The following is an 18,800-nucleotide window of genomic DNA, read 5'->3' on the forward strand; positions in this document are numbered from 1 at the left end:
GGGCCGTCCAAGACGCAATCCGATCCGGCACCGATCACGAATCGTGATGCGTCCCGGATCGCCGGATCGCCGGATCGCCGGATCGCCGGATCGCCCGGACCCCGTTCCGTGCTCGGGGGCCGGGGGCCGGGGGCCGGGGGCCGGGGGCCGGGGACTGGGGATCCGTGATCGCGCCGCGAGGAAGAGCCCCGTGACGGACGCACGGGACGCCACGGGCGAGGAGACGGCCGCGGTCCTGGTGTGCCCGGGAGGCGGCACCCGCGAGGGGACGGGCCCACGTGAACATGCCGCTCGCCGACGTGTCCGCCGGCCTGCCGAACGGCGTCGGCGGGGTCCGTCACCCCTTCGGGAACGGAAGTCCGCGTCCGTCGCGCGGAATTGACGAAAGATCCGCTTGTCAGCGGCCGGAAGGGCTCCCTGGAAGGCGCTATCGGCGTACGCTGAGGTGCCTGGAGGTCACGGTGCGCACCCGCTCCCCGCGCAGGACGCACCACCGTGGCCAGGGGGTGGAGGATGGGACAGCGCAGCGTACGCAGCAGAAGGACTCTCTTCGAACGGGAGAGTGAACTCGCCGCTGTCGAGGAGGCGTTGAGCGAGCTCACCGGCCTGCGCAGGGACGGTACGGAAGCGCCCGAGCGGCCCCGCGGCGCGCTCCTCGCCTTCGCCGGACGCGCCGGGATCGGCAAGACGACCCTCCTCGCCGAGGTGCGGCGGCGCGCCGCCGCCAAAGGATGCACCGTGCTGTCCGCACGCGGCGGCGAGCAGGAGCAGCGCGTCGCCTTCCACGTCGCCCGCCAGCTCCTGCAGCCCCACCTGGCCGGATTCTCGGAGGCCGAGCTCCGCGCCTCGCTCGGCAGTTGGTACGCCATCGTCGGACCCGCGCTCGGCCTGTGCGCCGCCTCGGACGGTGCTCCGCCCGACCAACAGGGCCTGCGCGCCGGCCTCGACTGGGTCCTCACCCACCTCGCCGTGCAGCGCGCCCCGATGGTGCTCGTCCTCGACGACGCGCACTGGGCCGACCTCGAGTCGTTGAGCTGGCTCGCCGCCTTCGCACCCCGCGCCGAGGAACTCCCGCTGCTGCTCGTCGTCGGCTACCGGCCCGACGAACTCCCCGACCAAGCCGAGTCGTTCAGGGTCCTGCCAGGGCGCGCGGGCCAGCGGCCCGTCGACCTCGAACCGCTCAGCGCCGCCGCCGTCGCACGGCTGGTGCGCGAGGACCTCGGCGTCCAGGCCGACGACGCGTTCTGCCGGGAGTGCTGGGCGGTCACGGCGGGCAACCCCTTCGAGGCGGTGGAACTGACCGCGAAGGTGCGCGACCGCGGGCTGGTCCCGACGGAGGCCGGCGCTCATCTGCTGCGCGACCTCGCCGCCGCCGTCAAGGGCAGCGGTCTGATCGCCCGCCTCGAACGCCTGGGCACCTCCACCGTCCGCTTCGCCTGGGCCTGTGCCGTGCTCGGCACGGAGATCTCACCGGCCCTGGCCGCGGCCGTCGCCGGACTCGGCTCCGAGGAGGCCGCCGACGCGGCGGACGCCCTGCGCGGCGCCCGGATCCTCACCGGCGCCGACACCCTGGAGTTCGTGCACCCGCTGGTCGCCACCGCCGTCTACCGCGCCATCCCCGGCGGCGTCCGCGTGGCCCTGCACGGCCAGGCCGCGTGGTGCGTGATCAACGAGGGCCTGGGCCCCTCCGCCGCCGCCCGCCATCTCATGGAGAGCCACCCCGACGGCGACGTCTGGGTCGTCCAGCAACTGCGCGCCGCCGCCCGTGAGACCCAGCGCGCCGGAGCCCCCGACGCGGCCCGCCGCTACCTCGCCCGCGCGCTGCGCGAACCACCGCCCTTCGAGGAGCGCGCGGCCGTCCTGTACGAACTGGGCTGCGCCTCCCTGCTCACCGAACCCGCGACCACCGTCAACCACCTCAGGGCAGCCCTCGAGGAACCCATCACCGACCCCGAGCTGCGCCACAACGTCGTCTACCGGCTCTCCCAGGTCCTCGCCCACAGCGACCGGCTCGCCGAGGCGTCCGAGACGCTCGCCCGGGAGAGCCGGATGACCGCGGACGCCCGGGTACGGCTGCGCATGCAGTCCGAGCAGTTCATGTGGGACGCCTTCCGGGCCGACGAGCCCGACTCGCCCGCCCGCTCGCGCCGGCTGACCCGCCTCGCCGACCGCCTGCCCGGCCGCGACCTCACCGAGCGTTATGTCATCGGCCTGCGCGCCTGGGACGCCACGCTGCGCGGCGAGCCCGCCCACGTCGCACTGGAGCACGCCGAGCGCGCCCTCGCCGGGGGCCTGGGCTGGGCCGAGGCCGACCGCGGCTTCGAAGTGCCCATCCTGGTCGCCCTCACCTTCATGTACGCGGACCGCCCGGGCCGTACCGAGGAACTGTTCGCCGCCGGCATCGCCGACTTCGAGAGCCAGGGCTGGCACGGCGCCCACCTCTCCTTCGGCTACACGATCCTCGCGTACGTCCGCTACCGCCGCGGCCGGCTCGCCGAGGCCGAGGACTTCGTCCGCGCCGGCCTCCGGCTCGCCGAGCGCGTCGGGCCCGGCACCCCCGTCCACTGGTACGCCGTCGCCACCCTCGTCGAGATCCTGCTGGCCCGCGGCCGGGTCGCCGACGCCACGCGGACCGCCGAGGAGTACGCGTTCGGAGCGCCCTTCCCCGCCGCCGTGACCTTCCCCGACGCCCAGATCGTGTACGGACAACTACTGCTCGCCCGCGGCCTGACCAAGGACGCGGCCACCGAGCTGGCGGCGGCCGGCCGTCGCCTCGACCCACGCGGCATCCGCAACCCCTCCTGGTGCCCGTGGCAGCTCCACCTGGCCCGCGCCGAGAGCCACGACGCACCGGACCGCGCCGTCGCCACGGCAACCGAAGCGGTGCAGCGCGCCCGCCAGTACGGTGCCCCCTCGGCCGTCGGCCAGGCACTGCGGGCCGCCGCCGAGGTCTCCTCCGGCTCGACCCGCGTCAAACTCCTCGAAGAGTCCGTGAGCCACCTCGAGCGCTCCCCGGCCGCGTACGAACTCGCGTGCGCCCTGGTCGCCCTGGGGACCGAGCTGCGCCGCTCGGGCCGCCCCAAGGAAGCCGCCGAACATCTCTACCGAGGTCTCGACGCGGCCGTGCAGTGCGGCGCCGACGGGCTCGTCGAAGAGGCCCGTGACGAGCTGGCGGCCGCCGGGCTGCGCCCGCGCAGACTGCACAGCACCGAGACGGACACGCTCACCGCCCGGGAACGCACGGCGGCCGTGCTCACCGCCCGGGGCCGCACCGCGGACCAGATCGCCGAGGAACTGCACACCGACGAGCAGGCCGTCGCCCGGCTCATGTCGGCGGTCTACCGGAAAGTGGGCACGGACCGTACGGGACTGGCGGCGGCGCTGGGCGAACAGCCGTCCACCTAGCCCCGCGCGGGAGGCGCCCCCGGACCCCGGCCCACGGCCGGACACGTACCATTGCGGCATGTCCTTCCTCCGCCGCCGCAGCGCCACGCCCGCCGGTCCCGACTTCGACGTTCTGGCCATGGATCCGGGCGACTGGCCGGGCAATCTCGGCGCGGGCCTGCTGCCCGCTCCCGACGGCAGCTGCCAGGGTGTCTTCCTGCGCTACGACCTCTTCGGCGGGCGCGGCCCGGCGATGATCATCGGCAATCTGCCCGAGGGTTCGCCGGCCCGGGAGGTCGAGGAGGGGGAGATCCCCTTCGAGGTGGCCCAGCTGCTCCTGGCGCTGGAGAACGACGAGGACGTCACCGTCACCGGGGTCGAGGACATGCCGGTGATGCAGGGTGACAACCTCCTCATCGTGCGCCGTCTCAAGCTCTCCGAGACCCGGATCTCCTGCGTGCAGTTCGACCGCAGTGACAACGTGCTGGTGACCATCGCCGCCTGGGACCGGCCCATCACCGACGACCTGTACGCGCTGCTCAAGCCGCTGCCTCCGGAGCTCTTCCAGCAGAGCTGAGCGGCCGGCTCCCGCAGTGCGGCAGCCGGCTCCCGCAGCGGGGCCGAACCAGCGCGTTCAGTCGGCCGGCCGCCAGCCCAGGGCGGGGCCGAGCCCGTGGGCGATGTCCGTGAGGATCTGGACGTAGTCCTCGTGCGCGAAGGTGAAGGGCAGCGCGAAGGCGACCTCGTCGACCTCCTGGAACGCGGCGTGGGCGTAGAGACGTTCGGCGATCTCGGCGGAGGTGCCGACCAGGTCGGGCGCGAACATCATCCGGGCCGGCCCCTGCGGCGTCGCGGTACGCGCCGTGCGCCCCCGCGCGTACTCCTCGTACTTCTCGCGCTGCTCGGGCGTGGCGCTGTCCGTGGGGATCACGACGAGGCCCTGCGAGACGCGGGCCCGGTCGCGGTCGGGGTGGTGGGCACGGAAGGTCCGGATGTGCGACAGCTGCACCTCGGCGAAGTCCTCCGACTCCTCCGCCTTGACGACACTGCTGGTCAGAAGGTTCATTCCATGCTCCCCCGCCCACCGCGCCGACCGCAGGCTGCCGCCGCCGTACCACATGCGGTTACCGAGGCCGGCCGCCTGCGGCTGGACGCGGTCGGAGAAGACCTCGATGCCCTCGACGCCGCTGAAGTCGGTGGCCGGAGCGCCGCGCACGAAGTCCAGCAGCCGTTCCACGCGGCCGTAGCCGAAGTCCTCCACCTCCGCGGTGTCGGGATAGAGCGCGTGCCTGACCTGGTCGAAGTGCATCGGCGGCCCGACGCTGACGCCCGGATTCAGGCGGCCCCCTGACAGCAGGTCGACGGTCGCCAGGTCCTCGGCCAGCCGCAGGGGATTCTCCCAGCCCACCGGGATGACCGCGGTGCCGAGCTCGATCCGGCTGGTGCGCTGCGAAGCCGCGGCCAGGACGGCGACGGGGGAGGAGATGCCGTACTGCAGATGCCGGTGACGCACCCACGCGCTGTCGAAGCCCAGCCGCTCACCCAGCGCGATGATCTCCAGCGTCGACTCGTGGCCCCGACGGGGGTCGGCCTCGTCGAACAACCCGATGGTCAGGAAGCCCAGCTTCCGCAAGGGGGTCGAGGTCTGTGGCACGGGGCTCCTCCATCGTTGACGACATCTCTGTCGAACGCCAGTTCCCAACGGCAACGGCCGGCGATCATCAGATCAACACGCCGGTCATGGCGAGGAATTCCGCCGCCGGACGGAGAGGCCGAACAGAGAGGCCGAACAGAGAGGCCGGACGGCGAGGCCGGACGGAGAGACGGCACGGGGGCCGGATCCGCCGTGCGCGGATCCGGCCCCCGGGGCGGACAGGTGCACCGCCGCTAGGAGTGCGAGCGCGTCACCTCCACATCCGCAGCCCTCACGAACTCGACGCGGTGCCCGAACTGGATCTCGTAGTACATGTCCTTGCCGGTCACGACCTTGTGCGACGTCGTGTCGAAGGTCGGCGAGTAGAAGTACTCGCCCGGCACCTTGTCACCGGCCACGTACTTCTGGCCCGCGAGGAGCTTGTACGACAGCGGGGACACCGTCTGGACGGGGATGCCCGCCGGGTACGCCCCCTTCTCCGGGTAGGCACGTCCGTACACGGGGATGTCCGTGAGACCCGCCTTGGGCGTGATGACCTGCCCCGACGTGCTCACCGCCGTCGGGTGGGCCTTGGGGTTCTTGAACCACGCCTTCTGACCGAGGTACCAGATCGCCGTCCAGTCCCCGTCACGGTCGGCGACCGCGTACTGCTGGCCGGTGGAGACACGCGAGCCCACGTCATTGACGTCGATGGTCGAGCCGGCGCCGTTCGGCCGCAGCCCGATGTCCTTGATCAGCGGTGAGCTGTCGGACGGCAGGGTGTGCAGACGCACCTCGCTGGAGCCGTGGGCGGCGCAGGCCTGGCCGCTGGTGACGCATCCGGTGTACTGCGGCTTGTTGGACGCGAAGTCCGGAAGCACCATGACCAGGCCGCCGCCCGCCTTCGTCCGGTGGTACAGGGGGTGGTCGAGCAGCGCGAAGTAGTGCTCCCAGTCCCAGTAGGGACCCGGGTCCGTGTGCATTCCGGGGATCGTGGACGTCGTCGGACCGGGAACGTTGTCGTGCCCCAGGATGTGCTGCCGGTCCAGGGGCACGCCGTACTTCTTCGCGAGGTACTGAACCAGCCGTGCCGAGGCCCGGTACATCTCCTCCGTGTACCAGGCGTCCGGCGAGGCGAGGAATCCCTCGTGCTCCAGGCCGATCGACTTGGCGTTGACGTACCAGTTGCCCGCGTGCCAGGCCACGTCCTTGGCCTTCACGTGCTGGGCGATGTGCCCGTCGGTCGAGCGCAGGGTGTAGTTCCACGACACGTAGGTCGGGTCCTGGACGAGGTTGAGCACGCCGTCCCAGGCGCCCTCCGTGTCGTGGATGACGATGTATCTGATGCTCTGCGACGAGGGCCGGTTGCCGAGGTCGTGGTTTCCGTAGTCGCCGTCGCCGAACTCCGAGTAGGGAGCCGGGATCCACTCGCAGGACACGGTCGTGGGGCACTCCGTGCCGGCGGTGGAGAGCGTCCGCAGCCCGGCCCGCCGCAGCTGCTCCGTGTCGGGGCCGATGGCGGGCTGGGCGGCGAGCCTGATCTGCTGGCCGGAGTCCGTGATGCGCTCGGCGCCCGCACGGATCACTCCGTAGACATCGTTGGCGTATGCCGCCGCGGTCGCGCTGTCGTCCGCGCCGGAGAAGCGTGCCACCGCGGCGTACCAGTCGGCCGCGTTCTCGCTCAGCGGTTCGCCGAGGTCCTTCTGCGCGGCGGCCAGCAGTGCGGCGCCGCCCTCGACGTTCGCGGCCGCGTCCGTGCGCAGACGCTCGGCCGGCAGCCCGGTGAGTTCGGCCGCCTTCGTCAAGGTCTTGAGCCGGGCCGGCAGCTGGGAGTTCTCCGGGACCTTCGTCGTGGGGACGACGGGCGCGCGGGAGCTGTCGCCACGGGCGTCCTCGGTGCCCTCGCTGTGGTGGGGTGCCCGCGCGATCGCCGTCCGGGCGTCGGTGAGGTGCATGGGGCCGTAGCCGCCGCCGACGCTGGGCGCACCGGCGTGCGCGTCCCAGCGGGACTGCAGATAGGAGACGCCCAGGAGGACGCTCAACGGCACGTGGTACTCGGCGGCCGCACCGGTGAAGGCCTGTTGCAGCCCCCCGGCGGAAGCATGGTCGACGCCGGCCGCGGGGGCCGCGCCGAGCAGCGGGAACATCAGTGCCGCGGAGACGAGGGCGCCCGCGGTTCTGCGCGCGCGTCTGTGCCCGGCGGTGGCCTCGGGGTCGATGAGAGATCCTCGCAATGCAGCCTCCTGGAACGGTCGGGCGCGGTGGGGCGTGCGGGGCCGAACGAGGTCAGTCGTATCGGGTCTCCGACGATCCGTCAATCATGCCCAGGAACAGCTGATTTCCCATGTCAGCGCGGGGCCGAAGGGATTTCGTGGCGGCGGCGCGGGGGCCTGCGAGGCGTCAGTGGAGTGGACCAGTGGCTCGATCGGGTGAAGATTTCGACGCGAACGCGTGGGCCCGCTCGGACGCGGGTGACGTGGCGGCCGTACGGCCACGCCACACACGGGTCTTTCCCGTGCGCGTTCCGGCGGTACGGGTGCCTTTCGCGCGTGTTCCGGCGGTACGGGTCCCTCCCGTGCGCGTCCCGGCGGCGTACGGGGAGCTCGGTGTCCACGGCGAAGGCCCGCGGCGCGCCGATGACCCTGGCGCACCGCGGACCTCCGTCCCCCTTTCGGCCCCTCCCCGGCCGCCGCCCTCAGCGAGTACCGACCGCCGCCCGTACGGCCCGGCGGGCCATCTGGCAGTCGTCGTGCAGCCGTCGCAGCAGCAGCCGTTGTTCCTCGCCGGACGGCACGGTGCCCGGGTGGGCCGGTCCCGGTGTCGCCGGGGCCGCGTCGTGCATCGAGCGCTGCACCGCTGTCTCGTAGGTACGGATCTCACGGGTCAGTACGAGCATCAGGTTCACCAGGAAGGCGTCACGCGCGGCCGGTCCCGCGGACTGCGCGAGCTGACTGATCTGGCGGCGCGCCACGGGAGCGTCACCGAGGACCGCCCACAGGGTCGCCAGGTCGTAGCCCGGCAGGTACCAGCCCGCGTGCTCCCAGTCCACCAGCACTGGACCGGCCGGTGAGAGCAGGATGTTCGACAGCAGCGCGTCACCGTGACAGAACTGGCCCATGCCCTGACGGCCGGACGAGTGGGCGATGCCGTGCAGCAGCTTCTGCAGATCGCCCATGTCCCGGTCCGTGAGCAGACCCAGCTCATGGAAACGGGAGATCCGCTCCGCGTAGTCCAGCGGGGCGTCGAACGTCCCCGCCGGGGGCCGCCACGCGTTCAGCCGGCACACCGCGCCGAGCGCCGCGCGAATGTCGGCGCGGGGCGGAGCCTCGGCCGGGTGCCGCTGGAGCGCGGCCACCCTGCCCGGCATCCGCTCGATCACCAGAGTGCAGTTGTCCGGGTCCGCCGCGATCAGCCGGGGCACCCGGACCGGAGGCCGGTGCCGCACGAACGACCGGTATGCCGCTATTTCGTGCCTGACCCGCTCGGCCCAGATGGGGGAGTGGTCCAGTAAGCACTTGGCGACGGCCGTACTGCGCCCGGTCGTACCGACCAGGAGCACGGAGCGCCCGCTGCGGCGCAGGACCTGGACCGGGGCGAACTCGGGACAGATCCGGTGCACCGACGCGATCGCCGTGCGCAGCTGCGCGCCCTGGGGGCCGGACAAGTCGAGTCTCCCGCTGAGCGGTTGGGTGCCGATCCCCGGAACGCGCCGTGTCCTGGCGGCTCCGAGCACGGGGGCCGCCGGTCGCGCGGGGTCGAGGTAGGGGCCGCTGCCCGCCGGACGGGGATGCAGCGGCCGGGGCGGGGCGGACACGGAGGACGATGCTGTGTACATGGGCGAAACAGATCCCTTCGTGTGCCTGCAAGTTGCCGCGCCGCCCGTCCCGGCCGCCCGGGAACACCCTGGGGGAATGTCCCTGGCAACCGGGTCGGGGTGGCACATTCCTACCTGACACCGGGTGCCCAGTGGCACACCATCTGGCGCACCCTGGCGAACCCTGGCGAATAGTCGCTCAGCAACTGACAGAGGGTTACTGTCAACTCAGCCGAGAACCTGGGGGCTTGATGTGAACGGACAACCCAACGCTCGTCTGTCGGACCTGTTCGGCCTGGCCGGCTGGTCCAAGGGCGAACTCGCGAGGCTGGTCAACAGGCAGGCGGCGGCCATGGGCCACCCCCAGCTGGCGACCGACACCTCTCGGGTGCGGCGCTGGATCGACGTGGGAGAGATCCCGCGCGATCCGGTTCCCCGGGTGCTGGCGGCTCTGTTCACCGAGCGTCTCGGCCGTGTCGTGACCATCGAGGACCTCGGTCTGGTCCGGCACGGGCGTGTGGGGAAACGGCCGGGCGGCGGGAATGTGGAACATCCCGACGGAGTGCCGTGGGCGCCCGAGCGGACTGCTGCGGTCCTCACCGAATTCACGGGAATGGACCTCATGCTCAACCGACGCGGCTTGGTGGGCGCGGGTGCCGCGCTCGCCGCGGGATCCGCACTCAGCAGTGCCATGCACGATTGGCTGCACACCGATCCGGCCCTGGTGGCCGACGCACCTGACCTCGACAATCCCCTGCACGCCGACCCCGCCGGGTTCGACCGCTACGAGGCCGCCCCCATCGGGTCGCAGGAGATCGAGGAACTGGAGCGCTCGGTCGAGGTGTTCCGGGCCTGGGACGCGGCCCGCGGCGGCGGGCTGCAACGCAAGGCCGTGGTGGGCCAGCTCAACGAGGTGGGAGGTATCCTCTCCTACCGGCATCCCGACCATCTGCAGCGGCGCCTGTGGGGCGTCGCCGCCAATCTCGCCGTACTCGCGGGCTGGATGTCGCACGACGTCGGCCTGGAGCCCACGGCACAGAAGTACTTCGTCATCGCCGCCCACGCGGCCAGGGAAGGCGGTGACCGGCCCCGTGCCGGGGAGGCGCTCTCCCGTGCCGCGCGCCAGATGGTGCACCTGGGCCGGCCGGACGACGCCCTGGACCTGATGAAGCTCGCCAAGTCGGGCTCGGGTTCGGAGATGCTGCCGCGCACCCGGGCCATGCTCTACACCATCGAGGCCTGGGCACAGGCGTCGATGGGCAAGGGGCAGGCCATGCGGCGCACCCTGGGCGAGGCGGAGGACCTCTTCGTCTCCGACCGGGGTGACGTGCCGCCGCCGAGCTGGATGCAGATGTTCGACGAGGCGGACATGCACGGCATGCAGGCCCTGGCCTACCGGACGCTCGCGGAGCACGACGCGGCCGCGGCGGCCACGGCGCAACGCCACGCCAAGGAGGCACTGCACCTGCGGGAGAACGGACGACAGCGGTCGCAGATCTTCGACTGGCTGTCACTGGCCTCCGCGTGCTTCATCGCCGACGATCCCGAGCAGGCGGACCGTTATGCCCGGCTGGCGCTGGTGTCGATGGGGGCGAACTCCTCCCACCGCACCTGGGACCGGCTGCGCGAGATGTACCGGCTCACCGGCCAGTACTCCGGCTACCCGAAGATCCACGAACTGCGTGAGGAGATCCAACTCGCCCTTCCCAAGCCGGTGCTGAAGCCGCGCCGCGGGGGAGACGCACAGGTCTGAAGCCGCCTGTGCGAGGAGATCCGGTGGGATGCCCCCAGTGGGCCGAGTCCGGTGTTCGGCGTGGCCGACCGACTGTCGAACCGACTGCCCGGCCGACCGCTCAGCCGCCGACCCTGGCGACGAGCACACAGGCGTCGTCCTCGCGTCGGGTCTCGCCGAACTCCTCGACGACCATCCGTACGCAGTCCTGGGCCGTGCGGGCTCCGTCGAGGCGCGGGGCCAGGTCGAGCAGCCTCTGGACGGCCGCCGCACCGTGGCACCGGGGGACCAGTCCGTCGGTGTGCAGGAGCAGCAGGTCGCCGTCCTCCAGGGTCTCTTCGGCCTGCCCGTAGGCGGCACCCGAGGTCGCGCCCAGCAGCACGCCCTGCGGTGGCGTGAGAATGCGCCCCGTCCCGTTGCGGAACAGCAGGGGGGCGGGGTGTCCCGCCTGCGCCCAGGTGAGGGTGCGGGTCCCGGGCCGGTAGCGGCAGCAGACGGTGCTGCCGAGAACCGGCTGCACCGAGGCGTCCACCAATCGGTTCAGCCAGGAGAGGAGTTGACCCGGCTGGGTGCCCGCCATGGCCATGCCGCGCAGGGCGCCCAGCAGCATCGCCATGCCGGAGGCCACGGTGACGCCATGCCCGGTCAGGTCTCCGACGCTCAACAGGGTTTCGCCGTCCGGCAGTTCCAGCGCGTCGTACCAGTCGCCGCCGATCAGGGCGGTGGCCGAGGAGGGCAGATAGCTGGCGGCCAGGTCCAGTGCCTCCCGGCCACGCAGGGTGGACCGCAGGCTGCCGTGCCAAGGCGGCAGGACGGCCTCCTGCAGCTCGACCGCGAGCCGGTGCTCGTTCTGTGCGACGTGCCGGTCGTGCCGCAGCGAGTCGCGTGTCTCGCTCACCGTCCGCTGGCTGCGCCGCAGTTCGCTGACGTCGCGCAGCACCGCCCACATCGCGGCGGTACTCCCGTCGGCGTCGAGCACGGGCTCACCCATGATGTGCACGGTCCGCGCTCCACCGTCCGGGCGCACGACGCGGAACTCTCCGTCGATCGGCTTCGCGTCGATGAGACAGTCGGTGACCATCGCCGTCAGCATCGGCCGGTCCTCGTCGAGCACCAGCGACGGCAGCTCGTCGAGAGTGAGCGGGGGCGCGCCGGGGTCGCGGCCCAGGATCTGGTAGAGCTCCCCGGACCAACTGGCCTCGTCCGTCAGCAGGTTCCACTCGGCGCTGCCGACCCGGCTGAGCAGGGACCCCTCGCCGGGTGCGGTGGGCGCGGGGGTGGGTTCCACGGGGGCCGGCGGGGGGCCGTCCCGGAGTTGGGCCAGGTGCTGGTCCAGGTCGTTGAGCTGATGCATCGCGAGATCGCACAGTGCGCGCTGCCAGCGTCCCTGGGCGTCCGCGCCGTCGACGGGTGCGTCACGTCGTACGGCGTCCATCTCGCCGCGCAGTTGCCGCGTCTGCGAGATCAGCGCGTCGACCGCGCCGCGCCGGGGCGGCTGCGCGGCGGGGCGGTCCGCGGAGAGATGGGGCGGCATGACGCACTCCGATGAGGGGACGGTACGACCAGGGCTGGGCGGAAGGACCGTTACGACTGTGGCACAGCCCGCGACGCCCTGTAAGGGATTTGGCAACACACGATCCGGTGGTGCTTATGGCATATGCCGCCGTCCATTCGGAGGGGTCGCCCGGGACCGATGAGGTACGCCCGTCGCTTGTGCAAGTCGTAGACGGAGTACGCGACTTGACAGTTCGCCGGGGTGGCTGGGGCCGTTCCTCAATCGTGTGTTCGAGGGTCACTTGTGCGGGTCATGTCCAGGGCATGTTCGGATTCAGAGGCCACGGGTGAACTCTCCTGCCTCCGCCTCGTAGAAGGGGTCCGGATCGATGCCCATGGAGGCGAAGTTGTCCTCGATCTCCAGGCTCACCAGACCGTGCAGATGGGCCCAGAGCATCATGGTCCGTGAGGCGACCGCCGGCGGGACGTCGTCGACTCCGCGGCGCTTCATCCACTCCTGGACCTGGTCGCCCGCACCCTCCGCAACGGCCGCGTCCGGCGCCGCCGGCGCGTTCGCCACGTTCAGCACGACGTTCATCGCGCGCTGGGCCGCCTCGACCAGGCGGGTGGAGTGGGCGTCGTAGCCCTTGAAGGGGGCCCGGAACAGCAACCGGTAGCGGTGCGGCTCCGTCCGTGCCCAGTCCCGGTAGGCCCGCACGACCGCGGCCAGGCGTTCGGCCCCGTCGTGTGCGGGGGCGCCGGCCGCGCGGGCGAGGGCGGACGCCAGTGCCTCGTAGGCGTCGACGACCAGCTCGGTCAGCAGGCTGTCCCGGTTGGCGAAGTAGCGGTAGAGCGCCGGTCCCGTCATGCCCAGCTGTTTGGCGACGGCGTTGAGCGACAGGGCCTCCGGGCCGCCCTCGGCCAGCTGGCGCAGGGCCGCCGCCTTCACCTCCTCCCGGACCTGTGCGCGGAACCGATCGCGCGGGCCCGGTCCCGTCCGGCTCTCCGTGGTCACGTCATCGCCTCTTCTGTCGCTCGTTGGGATGGGACTTGACGTACCCAGTGTAGAGGGGCAAGCTTTCGTTAGAACCTATAACGCAAGCGTGACTCTCTAACGAAAGTTTCCGCCGAGCAGAGGAGTCGACCGTCATGGACACCCACACCACCGCGAACCTGGTGACCGAAGTCGTCCTCCCGGGTGTCGTGGAGCCCGCCGGACTGCAGATCCGGACGCGCCCCGCGCCCGAGCCGGCGGCCGGCGAGGTCCTCCTCGCGCTGGAGGCCTCCGGGGTCTCCTTCGCCGAGCAGCAGATGCGCCGTGGCAAGTACTACGACCAGCCTCCCTTCCCCTTCGTGCCGGGCTACGACCTCGTCGGCGTCGTGCTCCGGGTCGGCGCGGGGGTCGACGCGTCCTTGGCCGGCCGCCGCTTCGCGGCGCTGACCAAGGTGGGCGGCTGGGCCAGCCTGGTCGTGCTGCCCGTCACCGACCTGGTCGAGGTGCCCGGGGGGCTCGACCCCGCCGACGCCGAGACGGTCGTCGTCAACGGCATCACCGCCTGGCAGATGCTGCACCGCGTCGCCGGCGTCCGGGCCGGCGGAACCGTGCTCGTGCACGGGGCGAACGGCGGAGTGGGCTCGACCCTCGTCCAGCTCGCCGCCCACGCCGGAATCCGCGTCATCGGCACCGCCTCGCCCCGCCACCACGACGCGGTCCGCGCGCTCGGCGCCACGCCGCTCGACTACCGTGCCGGCGATCTGTCCGCCCGGGTGCGGGAGTTGGCGCCCGGTGGCGTCGACGCGGTCTTCGACCACGTCGGGGGTGACGGCATCGTCGACTCCTTCCGGCTGCTGGCCCGCGGCGGCATGCTCGTGTCGTACGGCACGGCCTCGACGCGGGACGTCGCCGGATCCTCCAAACTGCCGGTGCTCAAGCTCGTCGGCCGGCTCCTCCTGTGGAAGGCGCTGCCCAACGGCCGGCGCACGCACTTCTACAACATCTGGGCGGGCAAGCGCCGCGCCGCGGCCTTCCGGGACCGGCTGCGCACCGACCTCGGGCAGGTGTTCGGGCTGCTCGCCGACGGCGCCATCACCGCGCAGGTCGCGGCCCGCGTCCCGCTCGGCCGGGCCGCGGAAGCCGTCCGCCTGGCGGAATCCGGCACCGTCACCGGCAAGGTCGTCCTCGTCCCTGACCCCCGGACCCGGCCAGAAGCGTGAGGCGACCACAGCCCGTTGTCCGTCCTGGCACTCGGCGTCGGTGAACGGCCCAGCGGAGGCCGGCGCCGACCGTCACGGTTCGGCCGCTGTTCACCCGCAACTCACCGCGCGGGTATGGATCTCGGCGATCCCCGCGTGCACGCTGGCCCGCGGTGTGCCGCAGGGGCACGCCAGTGACGAGGGCGGGCGAATGACACCGATCAGCCGAAGAGGTTTCGTGGGGCTCGGGGCATCCGTGGCGGCCGGCACCGCGCTGGGCCTCGGCTCACGTCCGGCGGTGGCGGCCAGCACGGCGAGCGGCACGATCACGGACGTACGGCACGTCGTCGTCCTCATGCAGGAGAACCGCAGTTTCGACCACTACTTCGGCCGCCTCAAGGGCGTCCGCGGATTCGGCGACCGCAGCGGCATCACGCTGTCCGGCGGGTATCCCGTCTTCAACCAGCCCAACGGTGGGGGCCGGCAGTACCCGTGGAAACTGAGCTCCACACCCGCCGCGGGCGGCAAGGACGGTGAGACCCTCGCGCAGTGCAACGGCGACCTCCCGCACTCCTGGACCTCGCAGCACTCCGCCTGGAACAAGGGACGCCTCGACAACTGGGTCTCGGGCGTCGGCAACATCCGTTCGCTCGGCTACCTGGACCGCTCCGACATCCCCTTCCACTACGCGCTCGCCGACGCCTACACGATCTGTGACGCCTACTTCTGCTCCACGCTCAGCGCCACCGGGCCCAACCGCACCTACCTCTGGTCCGGCAAGGTCGACGGATCCAGCTACGACGGCGGCGACGAGTCGGGCCTCACCTGGCAGAACTACGCGGAGGCGCTCCAGACGGCCGGAGTGACCTGGAAGGTCTACCAGAACGCGCAGGACAACTACGGCGACAACGCCTGCGCCTACTTCAAGAAGTTCGCCGCCGCCAAGGCCGGCGACCCACTGTACGACCGGGGCATGGCCTCCGTGCCGAAGGCCACCGGCTCCACCCCCGACGACATAGCCGCCGCCATCAGGGCCGACGTCCTCGCCGGCACCCTGCCCCAGGTGTCCTGGGTGGTCGCCAACCAGGCCTTCTCCGAGCACCCGTACGCCCCGCCCGGGGACGGCGCCCACTTCGTCGACCTGGTGTACAAGGCCCTCGCGGCCGACCCCGACGTCTTCGACTCCACCGTCCTGTTCCTCAACTACGACGAGAACGACGGCTTCTTCGACCACGTGCCGCCGCCGGTGCCGCCCGCGAACACGGCGGGGGAGTTCCTCGGGGGCACCCCGTACGGTCTCGGATTCCGCGTCCCGATGGTGGTGGTCTCACCCTGGACGCGCGGCGGATGGGTCTCGTCGGAGGTCTTCGACCACACGTCCGTGCTCCGCTTCCTGGAGACCTGGACGGCCTCGCTGGGCAGACCGGCCGCCTGCCCGAACATCAGCGCCTGGCGCCGCAAGGTCACCGGCGACCTGACCGGCGTCTTCGACTTCGCCCACCCGGTGTACGGCGCCGTCGCGCTGCCCGCCACGAGCGTCATCGGCATCGCCACCTGCGGTCCCCTGCCCAACCCGGTCCCCACCACCAACGCCCTGCCCGTCCAGGAGCCCGGCACCCGGCCCGCCCGCGCCCTGCCCTACCAGCCGAACGGCTACCTGGACCACCTCGAGTTCGGTTCGGGCGGCAAGATCCTCGCCTGGTTCGCCATGGCCAACCAGGGCACCCCGGCCAGGAGCGCCGCGCACTTCTCGATCCATCCGAACGCCTACCGCGACACCACGCCCTGGCAGTACACGGTCGACGCGGGCGGCACCGCCTCCGACTACTTCAACATCGGCTCGGGGTACGGCGACGGGAAGTACGACCTCACCATGACCGGGCCCAACCGCTTCCTGCGCCGGTTCCGGGGCGACGCGACGCAGGCGGGCAAGTCGGCCGAGGTGAGCGCTCGTTACGCCACCGAGCCCGGGACCGGGAAGCCGGCCGTCTACTTCAGGATGGCCAACTCCTCCGCCTCGTCGGTGAGGTTCACCATCACCGCGAACCAGTACCGCGGCGACGGGCCGTGGACGTACACCGTCGCCGCGGGCGGCTGGGCCGAGGACTACTTCAACGCCGTCGCGTACCAGGACGGCTGGTACGACTTCACGGTCACCGTCGACTCGGACGCGAGCTGGTCACGCCGGTTCACCGGGCACATCGAGACGGGCGCCGCGAGCGTCAGCGGCTGATCACGCGTAGAGGTCCGGGCGCGCGGCGAGTTCGACGGCCACCCGGCCACCGCTCTCCAGCGCCCGGACACCCGCCTCGGCCACCGCGGACGCGGCGTAGCCGTCCCAGACGCTGGGCCCGGTGACGCGGCCCTCACGGGTGGCGTCCACCCATGCCTGCACCTCGCGGTCGTAGGCGTCGGCGAAGCGTACGAGGTAGTCCTGCGCCACTTCCTGACGGGCGCCGTCCGCCGTCGTCACCCGCATCGCGTTCTCGTCCCCGATCCGCGCGCTCCCGGACTCGCAGACCGCCTCGCAGCGCACCTGGTAGCCGAAGCCGGTGTTGACGAAGACCTCCACGTCGACGAGGGCGCCCTCCGCGGTCTCGAACAGCACGAACTGGGGGTCGAGGAGATCCGCGGGCGCGTGCGACGACGGTCGCGGACGCAGTACCGTCACGGCCGTGAGCTCCTGGCCCAGCAACCAGCGCGCCGCGTCGATCTCGTGCGAGACGGAGCTGTTCACCAGCATCGCCGAGGTGAAGCCGGCCGGCGAGGAGACGTTGCGGTGCGTGCAGTGGAGCATCAGCGGACGGCCCAGCCGCCCGCTGTCCAGCAGGGACTTCAGGCGCACGTACTCGGCGTCGTACCGGCGCATGAAGCCGATCTGCACCAGCCGCCGCCCGAGCCGTGCCTCGGCCTCCACCACCCGCAGGGCCCCCGCCGACTCCGGCACCATCGGCTTCTCGCACAGCACCGGCAGGCCGCGTTCGAAGGCCGCCAGCAGCGCTTCCTCGTGCGCGGGACCGGGGGAGGCGATCAGCACGGCCCGCACGCCGGGCGCGTCCAGGGCGGCCGACACCTCGGTGTGCACCGAGACGCCGTCGATCCCGGCGACGGCGTCCTCGGCCCGCCCGGTGTCGGGATCGGCCACCGCCGCGACCCGAGCACCGTTCACCACTCGGTCGATCCGTCGTATGTGGTCGGCTCCCATGTGGCCAGCACCAAGTACCGCCACACCCAACAACTCGCTCACGTGCTCACCTCTCGACCGACAGTTCTCCAGGAGATTGTCGGCCGGAAAGATCAGTAACGCAGCACCCCGGCGATGCCTTTCGCGTCACCGAGACTGCCGTCGGGGACGAAACGGACCTCGGCGCCGGTCTCCAGACACTGTTCGACGATCTCGTCGACGATGTCCTCGCGGGCGTCGAGGTCACCGCTGTCGGCCGGTACGAGGTGTTCGCCGCCGTCGCGGACCGTCTCGCGGTAGTTCTCCTCCACGGCGAGCAGCCGGACCCGGCCCTGCGACGCGTTCTGCCACAGCTCGTCGACCCCGGCGGCGAACTCCTTGCGGCCACGGGCCGATTCGAGCTCGCGGGCCACCGCGTCGGCGTTCCTCCGCTCCTCCGCGCCGACCAGCGGGCGGACCGCCTGCCAGACGGCCTCGGGCGTGCCGTGCGCGAGACCGCCGTGCTGGAGGTGCCACGCGTCCTTCGTGACCGTGCCGACCTCGTCCAGGAGGGAGAGCGCGGCGGTGTCACCGGTGACGTACAAGGGCCGGCCCTGCTCACGGAGCACGGCGCTCATCGCGGTGTCGGCCTCACGCAGGAAGTTCCGGGTCCGCTCGGCGCGGAAGGTGCTGGCCAGGTCACCGACGCGCTCCTGGCGCTCGGCGTCCGGGTCCTCCAGGCTGCGGGTCAGCGGGAAGTCGTCGGTGCGCTCCTCGGTGACCCGGTCGCCGCCGCCGTTCCACAGCGTCACCCGGTCCGCCGAGACCGAGAGCACCCAGAACGGCCGCTCGGAGGACTGGGCGGCGACGAGGTTGCGGGTCAGGAAGGTGTCCGAGAGCACGACGCGCTCGGGGACCCGCCGGGCCAGCGACCACACCTGGTGCTCGCCGGGCGCCGCGAAGATCGCCAGACCGTCCTCGGCGTGGGCCAGGTCGACCTCGGCCAGGGCCAGGTCGAGCTGCTGGACCAGTTCGGCCCGCCGCTGACGGGTGACCGCCGGATCGGACTCGATCTGCTTCTTGGCCTCGGCCACGACATTGCGCAACCGGACCGGATCCTGGGCGTTGTCCGGTTCGCGGCGGTGCGTCGGCGTCAGCACGGACACCGCGGGGTAGGGCCGCGGCCGACGCAGTTCGGAGAGGGTTGCGGGACTCAGCGCATGCTCCATATGAGCACCATAGGACTGATTCACCTGTCGGGCATTTGGGGTAATCGATCGCTGGTGGCGGCCGGGGTCCGTCCGGCCTGGTCCCGGGACCGTCGCAGGACCCCCGTGACGCTGTCGCGGACGCCCGTGATCAGGGGCGGCACGGACACCGGGGCGAC

The 18,800-nt window shown here is 71.9% G+C and carries 12 protein-coding genes; 5 read left to right on the top strand and 7 right to left on the bottom strand.

Translation table 11 applies throughout. The features are described from left to right. The first annotated feature begins 513 nt into the window (after positions 1-513). Complete coding sequence (locus tag ACFVTC_RS03500; RefSeq protein WP_390123450.1) at positions 514-3,405, top strand: ATP-binding protein; 2,892 nt, start codon at positions 514-516, stop codon at positions 3,403-3,405. A 58-nt stretch (positions 3,406-3,463) separates the two neighbouring features. Continuing rightward, positions 3,464-3,961, top strand: a complete 498-nt coding sequence (locus ACFVTC_RS03505) for a hypothetical protein (RefSeq protein WP_390123452.1) — start codon at positions 3,464-3,466, stop codon at positions 3,959-3,961. Between the two features lie 57 nt (positions 3,962-4,018). On the opposite strand, the gene ACFVTC_RS03510 is transcribed toward ACFVTC_RS03505, so the two are convergent. The 3 genes from ACFVTC_RS03510 to ACFVTC_RS03520 form a co-directional block, all read right to left on the bottom strand. Next, on the bottom strand, positions 4,019-5,038 hold the full coding sequence (locus ACFVTC_RS03510; protein WP_390123454.1) for an LLM class flavin-dependent oxidoreductase: 1,020 nt from the start codon (positions 5,036-5,038) through the stop codon (positions 4,019-4,021). A gap of 233 nt (positions 5,039-5,271) precedes the next feature. Continuing rightward, complete coding sequence (locus ACFVTC_RS03515) at positions 5,272-7,251, bottom strand: N-acetylmuramoyl-L-alanine amidase (protein ID WP_390123456.1); 1,980 nt, start codon at positions 7,249-7,251, stop codon at positions 5,272-5,274. 461 nt (positions 7,252-7,712) lie between these two features. Further along, the gene (locus ACFVTC_RS03520; protein WP_390123458.1) at positions 7,713-8,852 is read right to left on the bottom strand and encodes an aminoglycoside phosphotransferase family protein; all 1,140 of its coding nucleotides are present in this window, start codon (positions 8,850-8,852) and stop codon (positions 7,713-7,715) included. A gap of 232 nt (positions 8,853-9,084) precedes the next feature. Between ACFVTC_RS03520 and ACFVTC_RS03525 the strand changes: the two genes are divergently transcribed. Next, positions 9,085-10,584, top strand: coding sequence for a hypothetical protein (locus ACFVTC_RS03525; RefSeq protein WP_390123460.1), 1,500 nt, complete (start codon positions 9,085-9,087; stop codon positions 10,582-10,584). A 100-nt stretch (positions 10,585-10,684) separates the two neighbouring features. Here the strand turns inward: ACFVTC_RS03525 and ACFVTC_RS03530 are convergent, their stop codons facing one another. Next, positions 10,685-12,097: a PP2C family protein-serine/threonine phosphatase gene (locus ACFVTC_RS03530; protein WP_390123462.1), complete on the bottom strand. Its 1,413-nt coding sequence runs from the start codon at positions 12,095-12,097 to the stop codon at positions 10,685-10,687. Between the two features lie 294 nt (positions 12,098-12,391). Next, positions 12,392-13,072: a TetR/AcrR family transcriptional regulator gene (locus ACFVTC_RS03535; protein ID WP_390123464.1), complete on the bottom strand. Its 681-nt coding sequence runs from the start codon at positions 13,070-13,072 to the stop codon at positions 12,392-12,394. 134 nt (positions 13,073-13,206) lie between these two features. On the opposite strand from ACFVTC_RS03535, the gene ACFVTC_RS03540 reads away from it, so the two are divergent. Next, positions 13,207-14,271 carry a medium chain dehydrogenase/reductase family protein gene (locus tag ACFVTC_RS03540; RefSeq protein ID WP_390123466.1) on the top strand — a complete coding sequence of 355 codons (1,065 nt, stop codon included), beginning with the start codon at positions 13,207-13,209 and terminating at the stop codon, positions 14,269-14,271. A gap of 190 nt (positions 14,272-14,461) precedes the next feature. Further along, positions 14,462-16,483 (top strand): phosphocholine-specific phospholipase C, encoded by a 2,022-nt coding sequence (locus ACFVTC_RS03545; protein WP_390123468.1) that lies wholly within the window; start codon positions 14,462-14,464, stop codon positions 16,481-16,483. Here ACFVTC_RS03545 and ACFVTC_RS03550 read toward each other — a convergent pair whose 3' ends face one another. Both ACFVTC_RS03550 and ACFVTC_RS03555 read right to left on the bottom strand, forming a co-directional pair. Continuing rightward, the gene (locus ACFVTC_RS03550; protein WP_390123470.1) at positions 16,484-17,497 is read right to left on the bottom strand and encodes a Gfo/Idh/MocA family protein; all 1,014 of its coding nucleotides are present in this window, start codon (positions 17,495-17,497) and stop codon (positions 16,484-16,486) included. Between the two features lie 50 nt (positions 17,498-17,547). Then, positions 17,548-18,642 carry a chemotaxis protein gene (locus ACFVTC_RS03555; RefSeq protein WP_390123472.1) on the bottom strand — a complete coding sequence of 365 codons (1,095 nt, stop codon included), beginning with the start codon at positions 18,640-18,642 and terminating at the stop codon, positions 17,548-17,550. Positions 18,643-18,800 lie beyond the last annotated feature (158 nt).

The organism is Streptomyces sp. NPDC057950 (genome assembly GCF_042887295.1).
Classification (GTDB): Bacteria; Actinomycetota; Actinomycetes; order Streptomycetales; family Streptomycetaceae; genus Streptomyces; species Streptomyces kaempferi.

Bases quoted from the DNA above. Each gene is read 5' to 3' on its own strand.
- ACFVTC_RS03500 (WP_390123450.1), top strand. From the start codon at position 514: ATGGGACAGCGCAGCGTACGCAGCAGAAGGACTCTCTTCGAACGGGAG.
- ACFVTC_RS03505 (WP_390123452.1), top strand. From the start codon at position 3,464: ATGTCCTTCCTCCGCCGCCGCAGCGCCACGCCCGCCGGTCCCGACTTC.
- ACFVTC_RS03520 (WP_390123458.1), bottom strand. From the start codon at position 8,852: ATGTACACAGCATCGTCCTCCGTGTCCGCCCCGCCCCGGCCGCTGCAT.
- ACFVTC_RS03530 (WP_390123462.1), bottom strand. From the start codon at position 12,097: ATGCCGCCCCATCTCTCCGCGGACCGCCCCGCCGCGCAGCCGCCCCGG.
- ACFVTC_RS03540 (WP_390123466.1), top strand. From the start codon at position 13,207: ATGGACACCCACACCACCGCGAACCTGGTGACCGAAGTCGTCCTCCCG.
- ACFVTC_RS03545 (WP_390123468.1), top strand. From the start codon at position 14,462: ATGACACCGATCAGCCGAAGAGGTTTCGTGGGGCTCGGGGCATCCGTG.
- ACFVTC_RS03555 (WP_390123472.1), bottom strand. From the start codon at position 18,642: ATGGAGCATGCGCTGAGTCCCGCAACCCTCTCCGAACTGCGTCGGCCG.